A 15,397-nucleotide genomic window follows, 5' to 3' on the forward strand; every position below is an offset into this window, starting at 1 on the left:
TCTCAAATTGTATATGGAAAAGTAAGCTGAATGCAAGTCCCTTTTCCCGGCGTGCTGGTAACATCCAGGGCGCAGTTGCTGCCGAATTGATGCTGCAGGCGCCGGTAGACATTGACAATCCCCAGCCCGCTGACCTGGCCCTTGCCGCTGCCCCGTACCTGGAGGTCAAAAATGGCCTTCTGGACGTCAGGAAGAATGCCAATGCCGTCATCCTTTATTTCTATATGCACCTGGTCCCCCACCCGGCGGCCGGAAACGGTAATTTTCCCGCCCTCCTCCTTGGGCTCCAGGCCGTGGATGACAGCGTTTTCCACCAGGGGCTGCAGGACCATGCAGGGCACCCGAGCATCCAGGACAGCCTCCTCTATCAGTACCTGACTCCGGACCCGGTCCGGAAAACGCGTCTCCTGGATAAAGAGGTAGTCGCGCACGGCAGCTACCTCCTCGGCCAGAGTCACCGTTTCTTTGACCTGGTAGAGGCTGTAGCGCATGAGGCGGGCCAGAGCGCGCACCATTTTTTCCGTAGTTGCCGCCCCCTCAAAGAGGGCCAGGCGGGCGATGGTATTTAAAGAATTAAACAAGAAATGGGGACTGACCTGGGACTGGAGGACTTTGAGTTCGGCATCCTTCAGGGCCTGCTCCAGCTGGTGCTGCCTTTTCAGGAAGTGGATAAAGCTCGCGCGCTGCTCCTCCAGTTCTTTATTGACCAGTAAAACGGCGTTGAGCTGCATGATCTGCCCGGAGACAAAGGAGAGGAGGCCGCAGACGGCTTCTAGATCCTTTATGGACAGCACCGGTACGGCCGTCTGCAATTGAGCCGGGGCGGGATCGCCCTCTAAAAGGCAGTGGCCGCAGAGGACGGCTCCCACAGTCCCGTCTTCATTGGCCAGGGGATAAGATATTTCCACCAGGCCGGCATGACAGCGGTAAATAAAAGCTTCTTTAAAATTACCCGCCAGGGTGGTAACATCCACGTCTTTGGCCGGGCTGCCCTGAAGTAAATGGCAATGGCGGGAGCATTCCAGGAAGCCTCCCAGGGGGGTCAAAGGATTGCCGGCGGCATCCACCATGACCAGGTGCAGCCCGGTCATACGGGTAAAGGCGCGCTGCAGGTCTTCCAGGGAACCTTCCCCAAAGAATAAATCCAGGGTAGCCGGCGCCAGGACCGCCTGGCGTTTCTGGCCGGCGTCGATCAGGTCCTTGATCAGCTGGACGGCGGTGGCAGCATCGGGCGCGTAGCCATCGGCCCCCATTTTGGCAGCAATAGTCTCATTGAGGGGCGTACCGCCCACCACCACTTTAACCTTACCCCGCCAGCCGGCCTCTTGCAGGGCTTCAATGGTTTCACCCATGGCTTTACGGGTAGAAGAAAGGAGGGCTGACAGGCACAGGACGTCAGGACGGTATTTAATTACCGCTTCGACAAAGGTACTGGGGGCGACATTGACGCCCAGGTCAATTACTTCAAAACCCGAGGCTTCGAGCATTATCCCCAATAAATTTTTGCCGATATCATGGATGTCTCCCTGAACGGTACCGATAATGGCCCGCCCCACCGGCTGCACCTGGCCGGCCAGCATAAAAGGCTTGAGTTCCTTTAAACCGGCGTGAATGGCCCGGGCGGTAATAATCAGGTCGGTGACGTAAATCTCATTGCGTTCAAACCTTTCTCCCACCACATCCATGGCGGCCACAAAGCCGTCGGAAATAATCTGGGCCGGTTCTACCCCGGCGGTCAGGGCCTTTTTAACTTCTTCCCGTGCCTGGACGGCGTTGCCGTCGATTACAGCCTGGATCAAATTTTCCAGGGAAAAAGACATATTTTTCCTCCTAATAAAAACGACCGCAGCAGGGAGCCTCCCTGCCTGCGGTCGGATTTACTCGCAGCTTAAGCTTTAATTTTCCCCGCGCGAGCGGCGGCAATATATTCCAGGCAGTATTCATCCTGGCCGGCCAGGGCTGTAGCCGCTTTCAAAAGACCCATCAGGGGCGTATCCAGGGGATCAAGAATAAAGGCATCCATCCCCCTAGTTAAGCACATAACCATAAAAGCCCGGTTTAAAAGCCGGCGCTCCGGTAAACCAAAAGAAACATTGGAAAGGCCGCAGATGATATGAACTTTGGGATACTTTTCCTTTAATGCCGCCACCGCGTCAAGAGCTTCAACGCCGTACTGACTGTTAACCCCCAGGGGTTTGATCAGGGGATCCAGGTATATATCGTCTTCCGGTATCCCGGCCTCTAAAAGCCCTGGTACCAGCTTGCCGGCTACCCGCAAGCGGTCGGCCACTGATTCCGGCATGCCGCCGTCGTCCATGCAGAGGGCAATGACCCTGGCTTTATATTTCTGCACCAGGGGCAAAACTTCCTCCCAGCGCTGCTTCTCTGCAGTGATGGAATTGATCATGGCCCGGCCTTTATGGGCCGCCAGGCCAGCGGCCAGAGCTTCGGCGCTGGGACTGTCGATACATAAGGGTACGTCGACGACTTCCTGGACTATATTGACCAGCCAGGTCATCACTTTGTCTTCTTCACCGATGCTTGTCCCACAGTTGACGTCAACAATGTGGGCTCCGGCCTCAACCTGCTTCCTGGCCAGGTCCTGGATGTATTCCTTATCACGGTTGGCAATGGCCTGGGCTACAGCTTTACGACTGGAATTTATTAGCTCACCGACAACCAGCATCTCCTGGCCTCCTATGACGCCAGCAGCTGGCGGGCAAGATCTACAGCCGAGGCAGCATCGGGAGCATAGCCGTCGGCTCCGATTTCATCGGCAAATTTTTGGGTTACTGGAGCGCCGCCGACCATAATCTTGATTTTATCGCGGTAAGCCGCCAGGCCCTCGACAGTTTTCTTCATCTGCATCATGGTGGATGTCAGCAGGGCCGAAATGCCGACCAGCTGCGGTTTGTGCTCTTCTACCGCCTGGACAAATTTCTCTACCGGCACGTCGATACCCAGGTCAACTACCTTGAAGCCGGCACCTTCCATCATCATGATGACCAGGTTCTTGCCGATATCGTGGAGGTCGCCCTTAACCGTACCGATGACGAAGGTTCCTTTATCCTCCAGGGCGTCACCTGCAAGCAGGGGTTTGACCACATCCATACCGGCATGCATGGCCCGGGCCGCCACCAAGACCTCAGGCACGTAAACTTCATTGTTCTTAAACTTGACGCCAATGATATTCATGGCTGCAATCAGGCCGTCGTTAATAATGGTGGTGGGAGCAATGCCCTCATCCAGGGCCTTCTGGGTCAGCTCCTTGACCTTGTTGGCGTTGCCGGCCATCAAGGCTTCTTTAATTTCCTCCAGGACTGCCACTTTGCCTTGCCTCCTTGAGAATATTCATGTTGGTTCATTTTTAAGTTTATTTTAAGATTACTTACGCTGCAAGGCTAAATTCTTGCCAAAGGTTTGTTTTCTTGCCCTAGGAGGATATTATCTGGATATCTTTTCCCCGTTGGATTCTGGCAGGCCCCTTCCCGGACTTCAAGGCGAAAGCTCCCGGCGATACTTCGCCCGGCCGATCGTATATAAGTCATTCCCCTCGGAGTCAATACCCACAATCACCGGAAATTCTTCTACTTCCAGGCGGTAGATGGCCTCCGGCCCCAGGTCTTCGTAGGCAATGACGGTGGCCTTTTTAATGTGCCGGGCCAGGAGGGCACCCGCACCACCGGTGGCCAGGAAATAGACGGCCCCGACTTGCTGCATGGCCTGAATTACTTCCGGGCTGCGGCCGCCTTTACCGATCATCCCCCTCAAGCCCTTTTCCCTGATGAGCAACGGCGCGTAGGCATCCATCCGCCCGCTGGTAGTGGGTCCGGCAGAGCCGATCACTTTACCGGGCCGGGCCGGGCAGGGGCCGACGTAATAGATAATCTGGTCGCGGAGATCGACGGGCAGCTCGCCGCCGGCCCGGAGGGTTTCCACCATCCGCTTGTGGGCCGCATCCCGGCCGGTTAAAATAGTACCGCTAATTAAAACCTGATCCCCGGCCCTTAACTTCCGGGCCGTTGCCTCATCCAGAGGCGTCGTTATGCTAAGCACAGGCCCACCCCCTACAGAATTGCGGTGGCATGCCGGACGGCATGGCACTGCAGGTTGACGGCGACCGGTAAAGAAGCAATGTGGGTCGGGTAAATTTCTATATGGACATCCAAAGCCGTTACCCTTCCCCCCAGGCCCTGGGGTCCGATGCCGGTGGCGTTGATAGCCGCCAGCAGTTCTTCTTCCAGTGCGGCAACATGGCTTAAAGGATGGCGCTGCCCCAGGGGGCGCAGGAGAGCCTTTTTCGCCAGGTAAGGGGCCTTTTCCAGGTTGCCGCCTATGCCCACGCCGGCGACAATGGGCGGGCACGGGTTGCCGCCGGCCTCCTCCACCACTTGGAGTACATATTTCTTTATGCCCGCCACACCGTCGGCCGGTTTGAGCATCTTTACCCCCGACATATTCTCGCTGCCGGCGCCCTTGGGGGCCACCGTAATCTTCAAGCGATCCCCGTCGACTATCTCCGTGTGGATAATGGCCGGCGTATTGTCGCCGGTATTTTTACGCAGTAAAGGATCGCCCACTACCGATTTGCGGAGGTAGCCTTGCGTATAGCCCTGCCTCACGCCGGCGTTGATGGCTTCATAAAGATTGCCGCCCGTAATATGTACCTCCTGTCCCACTTCCACAAAGACTACCGCCACCCCGGTATCCTGGCAAATGGGCTCCCCGGTACCGGCCGCCAGCCTGGCGTTTTCCAGGAGTTGTTGTAATATATCCCGCCCTAAAGGCGCTTCTTCCCTGGCCTGGGCTGCCGCCATGGCCTGCCACCAGTCCGGCCCCAGCACCGAGCAGGCCTCGATGCACAGCCTGGCCACTGCCGCCGTGATTTCCCGGGCTTTAATTTCACGCATTACCTTCCCGCCCCTTTGCATGAGTCCGGTATATTTATGGGACCGAAAAGCTTCGTTATTGTTGCCTGCTGCCCGGTTTGACAACCGGTAAGCCCTGCCGGCATAAGGGGCAGTCTGCCGGCTTATACGTCTCAATATCAAAGGTGATCAATGATTGTACCGGTACACCTATATCCGCCCTGCCGCCGCTGCGGTCCACCAGGACGCCGACCCCCACCGGCACCGCGCCGTGCTCCTTTACCACCTTGATTACCTCTCGCACGGAACCACCGGTGGTGATGACATCTTCCACCACCAGCACCCGTTCCCCCGGCTCCAGGGTAAAACTCCGGCGCAGGGTCATGACGCCATTTTCCCGTTCGGTAAAGAGGGCCCTGGCGCCGAGATTGCGGGCCATTTCATAAGACATAATAATGGCACCGATGGCAGGACCCACTACGGCGGTAATACTCTGGTCCTTAAATCTTGCCGCCAGGTCCCGGCAGAGGAGGGCGTTTTCCTCCGGGAACTGCTGCACCCGGGCACACTGTAAGTAACGGCCGCTGTGGAGGCCTGAGGTTAACACAAAATGTCCCTCCCATAATACGCCTGTACGGCGAAAAATGGCCATGATTTCTTCCCGATCGAGCACTTGTTTCACTCCTCTAGATATTTTACTTGTCTGCTATCTCTGCCCTAGAGGCAGCGGTAATCGCAGTTGCATAAGCACGGGCCTGCTGCCCGGGGCAGCTACATATACACTCCCAGGTCGGTCCGCTAATCAAGTTTGCAGCGCACCAATCAATTCCCGCACGTCTTCAAGGCCCTGTTCTGTCAGGTAATTTTCTAATCCTGCGATTATCTCCATTATCGCTCCTGGGTTAACCAAGGTAGCCGTACCCACAGCCACAGCACTAGCCCCTGCCAGCAAAAACTCAATGGCATCGCGAGCCGTCATAATGCCGCCCATGCCGATTACCGGCACCTTTACGGCCCGCGCTACCCGCCAGACAGCATAAAGGGCTACTGGTTTAATAGCCGGCCCGCTCAGGCCTCCCACTATATTGGCCAGGGCCGGGCGGCGCTTTTCAATATCAATAGCCATGCCTTGGAGGGTATTAATCAGGGCTATGGCACCGGCGCCGGCATCTTCCACCGCCCTAGCTATAGCAGTAATGTCAGTGACGTTCGGGGTTAATTTAACTATCACCGGCAGGTGGGTATGTTCCTTGACTATAGCCGTCACCCGGGCCGCCATGGCCGGCACCGTACCAAAAACAATCCCTCCCTCCTTGACATTGGGGCAGGAGATATTGACCTCAAGGGCGGCAATGCCTTTTGCCTCGCTCAAGCGCGTGGCCAGCTCCGCGTACTCCTCCATGGTCCTGCCGGCAATACTGACAATGAGGGGCGGTCTATACTGGCGTAAATAGGGCAGTTTCTCCCGTAGGAAAACCTCCAGGCCGGGGTTTTGCAAGCCCACGGAGTTAAGCAGGCCGCAATAGCTTTCCATTAAGCGCGGCGGCGGGTTGCCCGGGGTAGGATGCAGGGTAATGGTCTTGACCACAAGGGCTCCCAGGCGGTTGAGATCAATAAAAGGGGCATATTCCTCGCCAAAACCAAAGGTCCCGGAGGCCGGCATTATCGGATTCTGTAAAGTTAAACCCGCCAGTTGAACTGCCAGGTTGACTTTAGGCGCCTTCACAGTTTGTTCCATTTTACCTGGTCTCCCCAATACACGGTAGCTGCATCGAAAACAGGTCCACCCGTGCATACGTTTTCATAGTATATTTTACCCTGGGCATCAAGAAGGGCTGTCACACAACCACGACAAGCCCCGAGTCCGCAGGCCATTCTTTCTTCCAAAGAAACCTCTGCCGTAATAGAAAATTTACTCGCCAGGCGGGCGAATTCCGCCATTCCGGCCCTTGGGCCACAGGCATAACAACGGTCATAAGTCCTTTCCTCGAGATAATGCTCCCATAGTTTGGTCACCGGTCCATAAAAACCTTCGCTGCCATCATCCGTAGCCACAAACAGGTTAATCTTCATAGCCTTTAAAGTTTCTAATTGATATAATCGTTCCCTGTCCTGGGCGCCATAAAAAAAGTCAACTTCATTCCCCGCCTCCAGCGCCCGCCGGGCAAGAAAAAGCAAGGGAACAATACCCAGCCCCCCTGCTACTAAAGCCACCCTTTTATTGGCCGGTAAAGTAAAACCGCGGCCGATAGGGCCCAAAATATTGATTTTTTTTCCTGCTCCCTGCCGGGCCAGCCAGGCCGTCCCGCGGCCCTTTACCTGGTACAACAGGAATAATTCTCCCCCGGCGCCGACGTCGTGGATGCTTAACGGACGCCTCAGCAGGGGGTCCAGGGTCTCTGAACAGCGAATATGGACAAATTGCCCCGGTTGCGCTGCGGCAGCAATTGCCGGGGCCTGCAGTTTTAAGAGAAAAACCTCCCGCCCAATCTGGTGCGAAGCCAGGATTTCCGCTTCCAGGTTCTGAATCAACATGGTCACCCTTTACGCAAAAATCTCTAATATATTCGTCATGGTTTTCGTTTTTCCTGCATGAAAAAGCCTGGCGGTTAAAAAAATAGCAGACACTTCGTTAACTACCACCCAAGTTTCAGATAGGTTTTCTTCCTTAAGTTATTATTGGATTATTGGCCAATCGCTACCCTGCTTGAAGCCCCAATACTTAAGTTAGTTTTTTCCTCTGAAATTATTATGGTAACTGCTACAAAAAACCCCGGCGTCACTACTAGCCGAGGCTTAAAATCTAAAGCCGGGGATATCTTTTACTCCCGGCCGCACTCGCCGGCCTCGCCCTTTAAGATGGCCAGACCATGGGGCAGGGCCGGCAATATGGCCGCCAGGTTTTCCCGCACCCCTTTGGGGCTGCCGGGCAGGTTGACGATGAGAGTCTTCCCCCGGATGCCGGCTACAGCCCGGGAGAGCATGGCCTGGGGGGTTAACTTCAGGCTTGCCGCCCGCATGGCCTCCGGCAGCCCCGGTACTTCCTTTTCGATCACATCCCGGGTGGCTTCGGGGGTAACATCCCGGGGGCTGAAGCCGGTGCCCCCGGTGGTGAGAACGAGATCGGCCCCCACCACATCGCAAAACTCCTGCAGTTTGGCGGCCAGGAGCCGGCGCTCATCAGGAACAACCTCATAGGCCACCACTTCGCCAAGATCCGCTACCATTTCCCGGATGACGGCCGCGCTCTTATCCTCCCGCTCGCCCCGGGCTCCCTTATCGCTGGCCGTAAGTATTGCTACCCGGATCACGAGGCCACCACCTCGATAGGATCACCCACCTGGACCGGCCCGCTCTCCAGGATGGCCACAAAGATGCCCTCGCGGGGCATGACGCAGTCGCCGGCCTGCTGGTAAATGGCACAGCGGCTGTGGCACTGCTTGCCGATCTGGGTGACCTCGGCCAGGACCCGGTCGCCGATTCTTAATTTCGTACCCACCGGCAGGGATACCAGATCAATACCCTCCGTCGTCAGGTTCTCGGCGAAGTCGCCGGGGCCCACTTGCAGGCCTTTAGCCTGCATTTTGGTAATGCTTTCCATGGCCAGGAGGCTCACCTGGCGGTGCCAGGGGCCAGCATGGGCGTCGCCCTCCAGGCCGTGGTTGGCAATGAGCATCCCCCGGCCAATATTCTTTTTACGCTCACCCTTACTGGCCGAGGTGCAGACGGCTACGATACGTCCCATGGTTCCTCACCTTCCCGCTGGAAGTGGCCGCTGCGGCCACCCGTTTTTTCGATTAACCTGATGTTATCGATAACCATGCCCCGCTCAACGGCTTTGCACATGTCGTAAATGGTCAAGGCGGCCACGCTGACCGCCGTCAGGGCTTCCATTTCCACCCCGGTCTGGCCGGTGGTCTTCACCCGGGCTTCAATTTCCAGGGTCCCCGTGTCCCGGTCAGGGCGGAAGTCGACGCTCACCGCGCTGATGGACAAGGGGTGGCAGAGGGGGATTAACGACCCCGTTTGCTTGGCGGCCATAATGCCGGCCACCCGGGCCACGGCCAGGACGTCACCCTTGGGCACCTGCCCCTCCAGGATGAGATCAAGGGTGTTTTTGCTCATCAGTACCCGTCCCCGGGCTACGGCCACCCGCTCGGTAACGGCCTTGGCGCCCACATCTACCATTCGTGCAGCACCTTTGGCATCAAGGTGGGTCAGGGGATTGCTCATAACAATGCCTCCATAATACACTGCTTATTTACTTTGTGCCTTTACAGATACAAACCTTTAGTGAAGGAACGACCCGCTTCCCCCCACGGACATTAACCTCACCGGAGCTTAACTTAAACCAACTCCTACTTCCCACTTCCCACCTCTCACTTCTTAAACATCAGCCGCCGATCTGGGACATGACCCGCGGCTGGCGCCAGCCGGTTTCCATATGGTGTTCGGCCGGCTTTAAGGTCACAGCCCGGGCAAAAATAGCCGCCAGTTCCGCCTCCGAAGCCCCGGCGCGTAAAGGCCCTTTGATGTCTATTTCCCCGTCCCAGTAGAGGCAGGGCCTGAGTTTCCCGTCGGCCGTCAGGCGCAGGCGGTTGCAGCGATGACAAAAGTGACTGGACATGGCGCTGATAAAGCCGATACTGCCTTTACCGCCGGCCACCTTAAAGTTAACTGCCGGCCCGTTGGTTACCAGGTCCGCTAAAGGTTCCAGGAGATAGACCCGGCTGATCCGGCTTTTAATCTCGTCCATGGATACATAACCGCCAGCAGAAGCAGCAGCCGCGCCAATGGGCATCAGTTCAATAAAGCGGATATGCAAAGGCTTTTCTTGAGCCAGTCGGGCAAAATCCAGGATCTCGTCGTCATTAAAGCCGCGGGTAACGACAACATTGAGTTTTACCGGTGTCAGGCCCACGGCCAGGGCGGCATGGATGCCCTGCCAGACGCTGCTGATATTGCCGCGGCGGGTGATATAACGGTAACGTTCTTTCTTTAATGTGTCCAGGCTGATATTCACCCGGCTCAAGCCCGCTTCTTTGAGGGGCCTGGCCAGGCCGCTCAGGAAGATGCCATTGGTGGTCAGGGAAACCTCTTTGATGGCCGGAAGTTTAGCCAGCTCCCGCACCAGGGTCACGACGTTTTTGCGCACCAGGGGCTCGCCCCCGGTGAGGCGGATGCGGTTTATCCCGGTGCTGCCGGCCACCCGCGCAATGGTGACGATCTCCTCCAGGCGGAGGATATCCTGGTGACTCTTTAAGGGCACCCCGGTAGCCGGCATACAGTAGCGGCAGCGCAGGTTGCAGCGGTCGGTTATGGCAATACGCAGGTAGTTTATCTGACGGCGAAAGGCATCTTCCACCGGTCTCCCTCTTTTCTCCGGCAAAGGCTTCTTCGTTATGCCGCTTTTTTATTCTAAATTATAGCTACCCTTGATGGTCCTGGCTCCGGTGTGGAGTTTCTTCCAGAAGGGTTTCCCGCGGCCGCAGGAGATATACCGTCACTTCCTGGCCGGCGGCAAAACCCTCGGCCAGGCGGGGTACCACCACAATACCGTCGGCCCGGGCCAGGGCCATGATGGTGCCGGCACCGCGGGAGGTCGGAATGGCCACCAGCCTGCCCCCTTCTCTTTCCAGGCGGACACGGACAAACTCCTCCCGGCCCAGGGGGGAGTAGATTTTACGGGCCAGGACGGCTTGCACCCGCTCCCGCCGGGGCGGTTCCAGGCCCTGGCGGTAATAGATAACGGGCCTGGCAAAGAGTTCCGCGCACAGGGCGGCGGATACCGGGTAGCCGGGTACGCCAATCACCGGCTTTCCATCGACTATACCCAGGATTACCGGCTTTCCGGGCCGGGTGGCGACCCCATGGGTCAACACCTGCCCCAGCTCAGCCACCAGGCGGGCGGTATAGTCCTCCCGCCCGGCCGATGAGCCGGCATTGATGAGGACCAGGTCGCTTTCCGCTACGGCCTGCACCAGGCGTTCCTTTAAGAGCTGGTAATCATCCGGGGTAATGGGGTAAACCCGGGGCTCACCCCCCCACTGTACGACCAGGCCAGCCAGCATGGTACCGTTAGACTCCAGAATCTGGCCGGGAGCCGGGTTGGGGTTTGGCGGCACCACCTCCGTCCCCGTGGGCAGGATGGCTACCCGCGGTCGCGGCCGGACGGCCACCCTCGTTACTCCGGCAGATAGGAGGCCTCCAAGGTCATAGGGGGTGAGGGCATGGCCGGCCGACACCAGCAGCTCGCCGGCCATGATGTCCTCGCCCACCGGCCGGACGTTCTGCCCTGGTACAGCCGGGCGCCTGATGACAGCCGTTGCCTTATCTTTAAAGACCACCTCTTCAATCATAATAACGGCGTCAAAGCCCTCCGGTAAGGGATCGCCCGTATCGACAAGCACTGCCTCGCGGTCCGGGGCCAGCTCCAGAGGTTCCCCCTCGCTGGCACCAAAGGTCTTTTCCGCCCGCACCGCTATCCCGTCCATGGCTGCCGCCGGGTAGTGGGGTGAGGAGATGGCGGCATAGACCGGTGCTGCCGTCACCCGGCCCAGGGCCCGGGTAACGTCTACTTCTTCAGCCGGCAGCCCCGCCAGGTAGCCATTGGACCTTAAAGATCCTAGAAATTCCTCCAGGGCCTCCTGCCATGGCCTGTTGGTGACAAAGACCTTGCGTGCCAATTACCAACCCTTCCTTCCCGGGTTTAATAGAACATAATTCCCCTCTCCGGTTCCTCTTAACGCACTATAGAAGACGGGATTAAACAAGCTACTAAATACCGGGGCACCTAAAATAATTTAACCTCTACCCTCGTACCGGCTTCCAGACCCTCTTCCTCCATGGGTATGGCTACCAGGCCGTCGGCCTGGACCATGGATGAGATCATACTCGAGCCCCCGGGTACCGGTACGGCCAGGTACCCATCCGGGCCTGCTTCCAGGCGGACGCGGATATAATCCTCGCGGCCGGGAATAGAAGTAACTGTCCGGCTTAAGATCGCCTCCACCGTCCTCCCGGCCAGATGATCGTAGCTCCCGTAGCGCAGCAGGGGTTCGATTAAGAGCCTGAAAACAACCATGGCTGAAACGGGATGGCCCGGCAGGCCCAAAATCATCTTATCGCCGGCCACTGCCGCAACGGTGGGCTTACCCGGGCGGAGGGCCACACCGTGAAAGAGGATACCCGGCTGTCCCAGGCCAGCCAGGACCTGGACGGTTAAATCGCGGGTGCCGACAGAGCTGCCGCCGGAAAGGAGCACCAGGTGGTTTTCCGTCATGGCCTTTCGTACCCCGGTTGTGAGCTCTTCCATATCATCGGGGGCAATACCGTACAGGGCGGCCTCAGCGCCACACTTCCTGACCAGTCCGGCCAGGGTGTAGGAATTAATATCCCTTACCTGGCCGGGTCCGGGATCAGCCTCGGGAGGGACGATTTCATTGCCGGTAGCCAGGATGCCCACCCGCCAGGGTTCATATACAGTCACCCGGGTTACCCCCAGACTGGCCAGCACTCCCAGGTCCTGGGGCCGCAAAGTATGGCCGGCAGGCAGGACGGTGGTACCGGCGCGCACGTCGGCACCCTGGCGCACCAGGTCCTGCCCCGGGGCCACGGGTTTAAAAACGGCGACGCAGTCCCCCTCCTGGACTTCCGTATTTTCCACCATAACCACGGCATCAGCCCCTGGGGGTATCATACTGCCAGTAGATACGGCCACCGCCTCGCCGGGGCCAACAGTGACTGCCGCCGGTTGCCCCATAGCTACCTCTCCTACCAGGTGTAAAATTACCGGTTCGCTTTCCCTGGCCCCGAAGGTATCAACTGCCCGGACGGCATATCCGTCCATGGTGGCGCGGGTAAAACCGGGAACGTCGTCCTTCGCCGTCACCGGCCGGGCCAGTTCCCGCCCCAGGGCAGCAAGCAGGGGTAAAATCACTTCCTGCCGTCCCGGCAGGGGCCAGTAGCGGGAAAGCATCCGGCGCGCTTCTGCTAGAGTTACCACCCGGAAGAGTTCCATCCATATCCCCCTGCTACTCAAAACATCCCAGCTGGCACTGGATAATCTTAATCTTTAAGTCGTCGGCAGCCTGTCCCACCTCACGCATGGGTACCTGCAAGCGGCGAGCTACTTCCTGGGCCACCGCGCAGGGCAGCTTGCCACCATGGTCAGCAGCCGCTTCTTTTACTGCTGCCCGGACGGCTTCCCGGTCAACCATAAAATATCCCTCCTAGGAAGTTCGTCTTTATATTTATTGACTTACTGGGGCCGGCCTTTATTCCCTTTTAGCCCTAAAAATTTACAGGCACCCGGAAGGGTGCCTGAAGTTACTGAAAACTCCTTTCCCATTCCGGGAGGCAGGCAGGTTTCCCCGCCTACCCCGTCGCTGCCTGGCAAGCAGGCAGGAGGCCAGCGGCCATAGCCTTAAAACCTTAGGCCCACTGGCTCGGAGATATATGCGGTTATATTGATTGTAGCATAACCAGAAGCAGGAAGCAAGTAGGAATTATGGCTTTACCTTTTACCCACCAGGGCGCAAAGCCTCTCGGTGGCGTAGTAAGCTTCCGCTCCGGTTACTATTTCCTGCGGATCGCCTCCCGTCTTATTCAGGGGCAGGAGGCCCCTCCCCCCGGCCCGGGCCACGGCTGCCGCCGGGTCTAAAGCCGCCGTATCCTCGCCCAGGTAGGTTAGAAGAAGACGGGCGGCATTGCCCCGCGTTAAAGGTTTCCGCTCGAGATAGGGCTGTAAGGCTGCAGACTTAGCGGCAACCAGATCGCCCCGGCCGGCTGCCCTTTTTAAGGCATTGGCCGTCATATAGTAAAAGCTTGCCTGGTTCACCGGGTCATCCAGCTTCCAGTCATTATTATAACCAGCAACAATAAGGCCCCACCGGTTAACAAATTTTAAACCTTCAAAGGCCCAGTGATTTTCCAGTGGGTTCTTTATATGATAATCCTTGAGATAGGCCCCCATTTTCACCAGTTTATCCTGGATGGCCTTGATGTCCCCGGGGCTGGCCGCCAGTTCCCGGAAATTTTTATTAACCTGCAGGGAATAAACGGCCGCCACCCCGGCAGCATCGCCGGTAGCCATACCTATGGGCACTACCCGGGCACTACCAGCAGCTAGGTGAGTATAGCCGGCCGAGCGCCCTACCACCAGGAGGTTGTCAACCCCCTGGGGCACCAGGGAGCGAAAGGGTATGCTGTAGACTTCCGGCCGGCCGTAGACGTAACCCGTATCCTGGGGTGAAGTCGCCTGGACATCCACCGGATAGGACCCCAGGGCGATGGCGTCGGGGAAATAGCGGTTAAAGAGGACGTCATTCAGGTCCAGCTGGTAAAGGGCCTTGATGTGGCGGGTTTCCCGGACGTAGAGTTCCGGCGCTGCCCCCAGGAGCCTGGCCCCGGCAAAACCGGGCAGCCGGGAGCGCAAGAAGTCAGTAATAGCCGGCAGTTCTTTCCGGGCCAGTTCCATGGCTTCAGTTTTGGCAGCCTCGCTCAGTCCATCGACACCAAAGATCTGCAGGGCGTTAATGAGGATGGTGCCGTCATTCTGGCGGCCGATATTTAAGCCCCGCAGCCGCAAGCGCGAGGTGGAGGGCTGGTAGGCAGCGCCAATGTCGGCAAAGCCCCAGGCGGCCCGGTCGGAAATCTTAGCGTCTTTGATCCGGCCTCCCTTGACGGCCTGCTCCAGGGCCGCCCAGTCTATCCCCCCCAGGTGAAAGACGAGGGTCACTGCCTGGCGCCGCTCTTTCTCGCCCATATCCTCGGCGCCTACCGTATAAGGAACGCCGGCCGCAGCGGCAACATCGGCATCCTGGGTAGCGTCGATGATCCGGCCGGCGTAGAAGGTTATTTCCTGGCCGTCCTTGACGGCTCTGATGCCGATCAGTTTATTGCCCTCCAGGATGGGCGCTTTAAAAGCAGTATTCAGGCTTAAAGCCAGGTTGGGGTAACGCTCCACCATGTCCAGGAAGACCTTTTTGGCCACGGTGACATCAAAAACGCTGCCCCCTACCTGGCGGTAGAAATCAAGAAAAGTACCGCGGGTCAGCAGTTCGTGTTTCGGCCCGTAATTCATGTCAATAAAGTTGAGCCAGCCATAGGTAAAAAGGCCGCCCAGGCCGTCGCGCCTTTCCATCAGCAGGACCTTGGCCCCCTGGCGAGCGGCAGAGATAGCCGCAGCGACACCTTCCGGTTGCCCACCTACCACTAGTACGTCGTAACTCGCCCCGGCAACCGGCGGCGGCGCCGGCGGAAAAGCAGCCGGGTCGGGTGCCTGTTGGGCAACTACCTGCCCGGCCCAGGCCCGCCATATGGTTAAATAATACCTGGCCCGCTCAAAAGCAGCTACCCGACCTGGCCAGAGGCGCCACCCCGCCAGGGTTGCTAAAAGTATAATAAAGCTTAAAAAAAGATACAGTTTCTTTTTGCCCGACATTTACTCATTTCCTCACCATATTCTTGACGTTCTTTGCAGAATCTCCTCCATTGCTCCAGGGACTTGCCTGCCGCTGCCCTATGCA

Annotated in this window: 16 protein-coding genes and 1 riboswitch; all 16 genes read right to left on the reverse strand. The window is 57.8% G+C overall.

Translation table 11 applies throughout. The features are described from left to right. Nucleotides 1–2: 2 nt before the first annotated feature. The gene (locus E308F_RS01515) at nucleotides 3–1,820 is read right to left on the reverse strand and encodes a histidine kinase (RefSeq protein ID WP_141262921.1); all 1,818 of its coding nucleotides are present in this window, start codon (nucleotides 1,818–1,820) and stop codon (nucleotides 3–5) included. Nucleotides 1,821–1,888: 68 nt separating this feature from the next. Further along, a complete protein-coding gene (locus tag E308F_RS01520) occupies nucleotides 1,889–2,686 on the reverse strand; it encodes a methyltetrahydrofolate cobalamin methyltransferase (RefSeq protein WP_141262922.1) in 798 nt (265 codons plus the stop codon). Between the two features lie 11 nt (nucleotides 2,687–2,697). Then, on the reverse strand, nucleotides 2,698–3,327 hold the full coding sequence (locus E308F_RS01525; RefSeq protein WP_141262923.1) for a corrinoid protein: 630 nt from the start codon (nucleotides 3,325–3,327) through the stop codon (nucleotides 2,698–2,700). A 168-nt stretch (nucleotides 3,328–3,495) separates the two neighbouring features. Further along, entirely contained in the window at nucleotides 3,496–4,056 is a 561-nt protein-coding gene (locus E308F_RS01530; protein WP_141262924.1) for a Fe-S-containing hydro-lyase, read from the reverse strand. An 11-nt stretch (nucleotides 4,057–4,067) separates the two neighbouring features. After that, nucleotides 4,068–4,910, reverse strand: coding sequence for a fumarate hydratase (locus E308F_RS01535; RefSeq protein WP_141262925.1), 843 nt, complete (start codon nucleotides 4,908–4,910; stop codon nucleotides 4,068–4,070). Nucleotides 4,911–4,965: 55 nt separating this feature from the next. Next, the gene (gene pyrE / locus E308F_RS01540) at nucleotides 4,966–5,520 is read right to left on the reverse strand and encodes an orotate phosphoribosyltransferase (protein WP_172613703.1); all 555 of its coding nucleotides are present in this window, start codon (nucleotides 5,518–5,520) and stop codon (nucleotides 4,966–4,968) included. 150 nt (nucleotides 5,521–5,670) lie between these two features. After that, on the reverse strand, nucleotides 5,671–6,606 hold the full coding sequence (locus E308F_RS01545; RefSeq protein WP_172613518.1) for a dihydroorotate dehydrogenase: 936 nt from the start codon (nucleotides 6,604–6,606) through the stop codon (nucleotides 5,671–5,673). Beyond that, complete coding sequence (locus tag E308F_RS01550; RefSeq protein WP_172613517.1) at nucleotides 6,591–7,403, reverse strand: dihydroorotate dehydrogenase electron transfer subunit; 813 nt, start codon at nucleotides 7,401–7,403, stop codon at nucleotides 6,591–6,593. The genes E308F_RS01545 and E308F_RS01550 overlap by 16 nt, the downstream gene beginning before the upstream one ends. A 287-nt stretch (nucleotides 7,404–7,690) precedes the next feature. Continuing rightward, complete coding sequence (locus E308F_RS01555) at nucleotides 7,691–8,179, reverse strand: MogA/MoaB family molybdenum cofactor biosynthesis protein (RefSeq protein ID WP_141262928.1); 489 nt, start codon at nucleotides 8,177–8,179, stop codon at nucleotides 7,691–7,693. Beyond that, entirely contained in the window at nucleotides 8,176–8,613 is a 438-nt protein-coding gene (locus E308F_RS01560; RefSeq protein ID WP_141262929.1) for an MOSC domain-containing protein, read from the reverse strand. Before E308F_RS01560 ends, E308F_RS01555 begins: the two co-directional genes overlap by 4 nt. Next, the gene (gene moaC / locus E308F_RS01565) at nucleotides 8,598–9,101 is read right to left on the reverse strand and encodes a cyclic pyranopterin monophosphate synthase MoaC (protein ID WP_141262930.1); all 504 of its coding nucleotides are present in this window, start codon (nucleotides 9,099–9,101) and stop codon (nucleotides 8,598–8,600) included. Before moaC ends, E308F_RS01560 begins: the two co-directional genes overlap by 16 nt. A 160-nt stretch (nucleotides 9,102–9,261) precedes the next feature. Continuing rightward, the gene (gene moaA, locus E308F_RS01570) at nucleotides 9,262–10,233 is read right to left on the reverse strand and encodes a GTP 3',8-cyclase MoaA (RefSeq protein WP_141262931.1); all 972 of its coding nucleotides are present in this window, start codon (nucleotides 10,231–10,233) and stop codon (nucleotides 9,262–9,264) included. A 64-nt stretch (nucleotides 10,234–10,297) separates the two neighbouring features. Further along, nucleotides 10,298–11,554 (reverse strand): molybdenum cofactor synthesis domain-containing protein, encoded by a 1,257-nt coding sequence (locus E308F_RS01575; RefSeq protein ID WP_141262932.1) that lies wholly within the window; start codon nucleotides 11,552–11,554, stop codon nucleotides 10,298–10,300. Between the two features lie 107 nt (nucleotides 11,555–11,661). Continuing rightward, entirely contained in the window at nucleotides 11,662–12,888 is a 1,227-nt protein-coding gene (locus E308F_RS01580) for a molybdopterin molybdotransferase MoeA (protein WP_141262933.1), read from the reverse strand. Nucleotides 12,889–12,901: 13 nt separating this feature from the next. Then, complete coding sequence (locus E308F_RS01585) at nucleotides 12,902–13,087, reverse strand: hypothetical protein (protein ID WP_141262934.1); 186 nt, start codon at nucleotides 13,085–13,087, stop codon at nucleotides 12,902–12,904. A 103-nt stretch (nucleotides 13,088–13,190) separates the two neighbouring features. Then, nucleotides 13,191–13,333: riboswitch (molybdenum cofactor riboswitch) on the reverse strand. Between the two features lie 50 nt (nucleotides 13,334–13,383). Next, complete coding sequence (locus E308F_RS01590; protein ID WP_141262935.1) at nucleotides 13,384–15,312, reverse strand: FAD-dependent oxidoreductase; 1,929 nt, start codon at nucleotides 15,310–15,312, stop codon at nucleotides 13,384–13,386. Nucleotides 15,313–15,397 lie beyond the last annotated feature (85 nt).

It is taken from the genome of Moorella sp. E308F, assembly GCF_006538365.1.
GTDB lineage: Bacteria > Bacillota > DSM-521 > Neomoorellales > Neomoorellaceae > Neomoorella.

Bases quoted from the DNA above. Each gene is read 5' to 3' on its own strand.
- E308F_RS01550 (WP_172613517.1), bottom strand. From the start codon at position 7,403: ATGTTGATTCAGAACCTGGAAGCGGAAATCCTGGCTTCGCACCAGATT.
- pyrE (WP_172613703.1), bottom strand. From the start codon at position 5,520: ATGGCCATTTTTCGCCGTACAGGCGTATTATGGGAGGGACATTTTGTG.
- E308F_RS01560 (WP_141262929.1), bottom strand. From the start codon at position 8,613: ATGGGACGTATCGTAGCCGTCTGCACCTCGGCCAGTAAGGGTGAGCGT.
- moaC (WP_141262930.1), bottom strand. From the start codon at position 9,101: ATGAGCAATCCCCTGACCCACCTTGATGCCAAAGGTGCTGCACGAATG.
- E308F_RS01590 (WP_141262935.1), bottom strand. From the start codon at position 15,312: ATGTCGGGCAAAAAGAAACTGTATCTTTTTTTAAGCTTTATTATACTT.
- E308F_RS01520 (WP_141262922.1), bottom strand. From the start codon at position 2,686: ATGCTGGTTGTCGGTGAGCTAATAAATTCCAGTCGTAAAGCTGTAGCC.
- E308F_RS01585 (WP_141262934.1), bottom strand. From the start codon at position 13,087: ATGGTTGACCGGGAAGCCGTCCGGGCAGCAGTAAAAGAAGCGGCTGCT.
- E308F_RS01545 (WP_172613518.1), bottom strand. From the start codon at position 6,606: ATGGAACAAACTGTGAAGGCGCCTAAAGTCAACCTGGCAGTTCAACTG.
- E308F_RS01535 (WP_141262925.1), bottom strand. From the start codon at position 4,910: ATGCGTGAAATTAAAGCCCGGGAAATCACGGCGGCAGTGGCCAGGCTG.
- E308F_RS01580 (WP_141262933.1), bottom strand. From the start codon at position 12,888: ATGGAACTCTTCCGGGTGGTAACTCTAGCAGAAGCGCGCCGGATGCTT.
- E308F_RS01515 (WP_141262921.1), bottom strand. From the start codon at position 1,820: ATGTCTTTTTCCCTGGAAAATTTGATCCAGGCTGTAATCGACGGCAAC.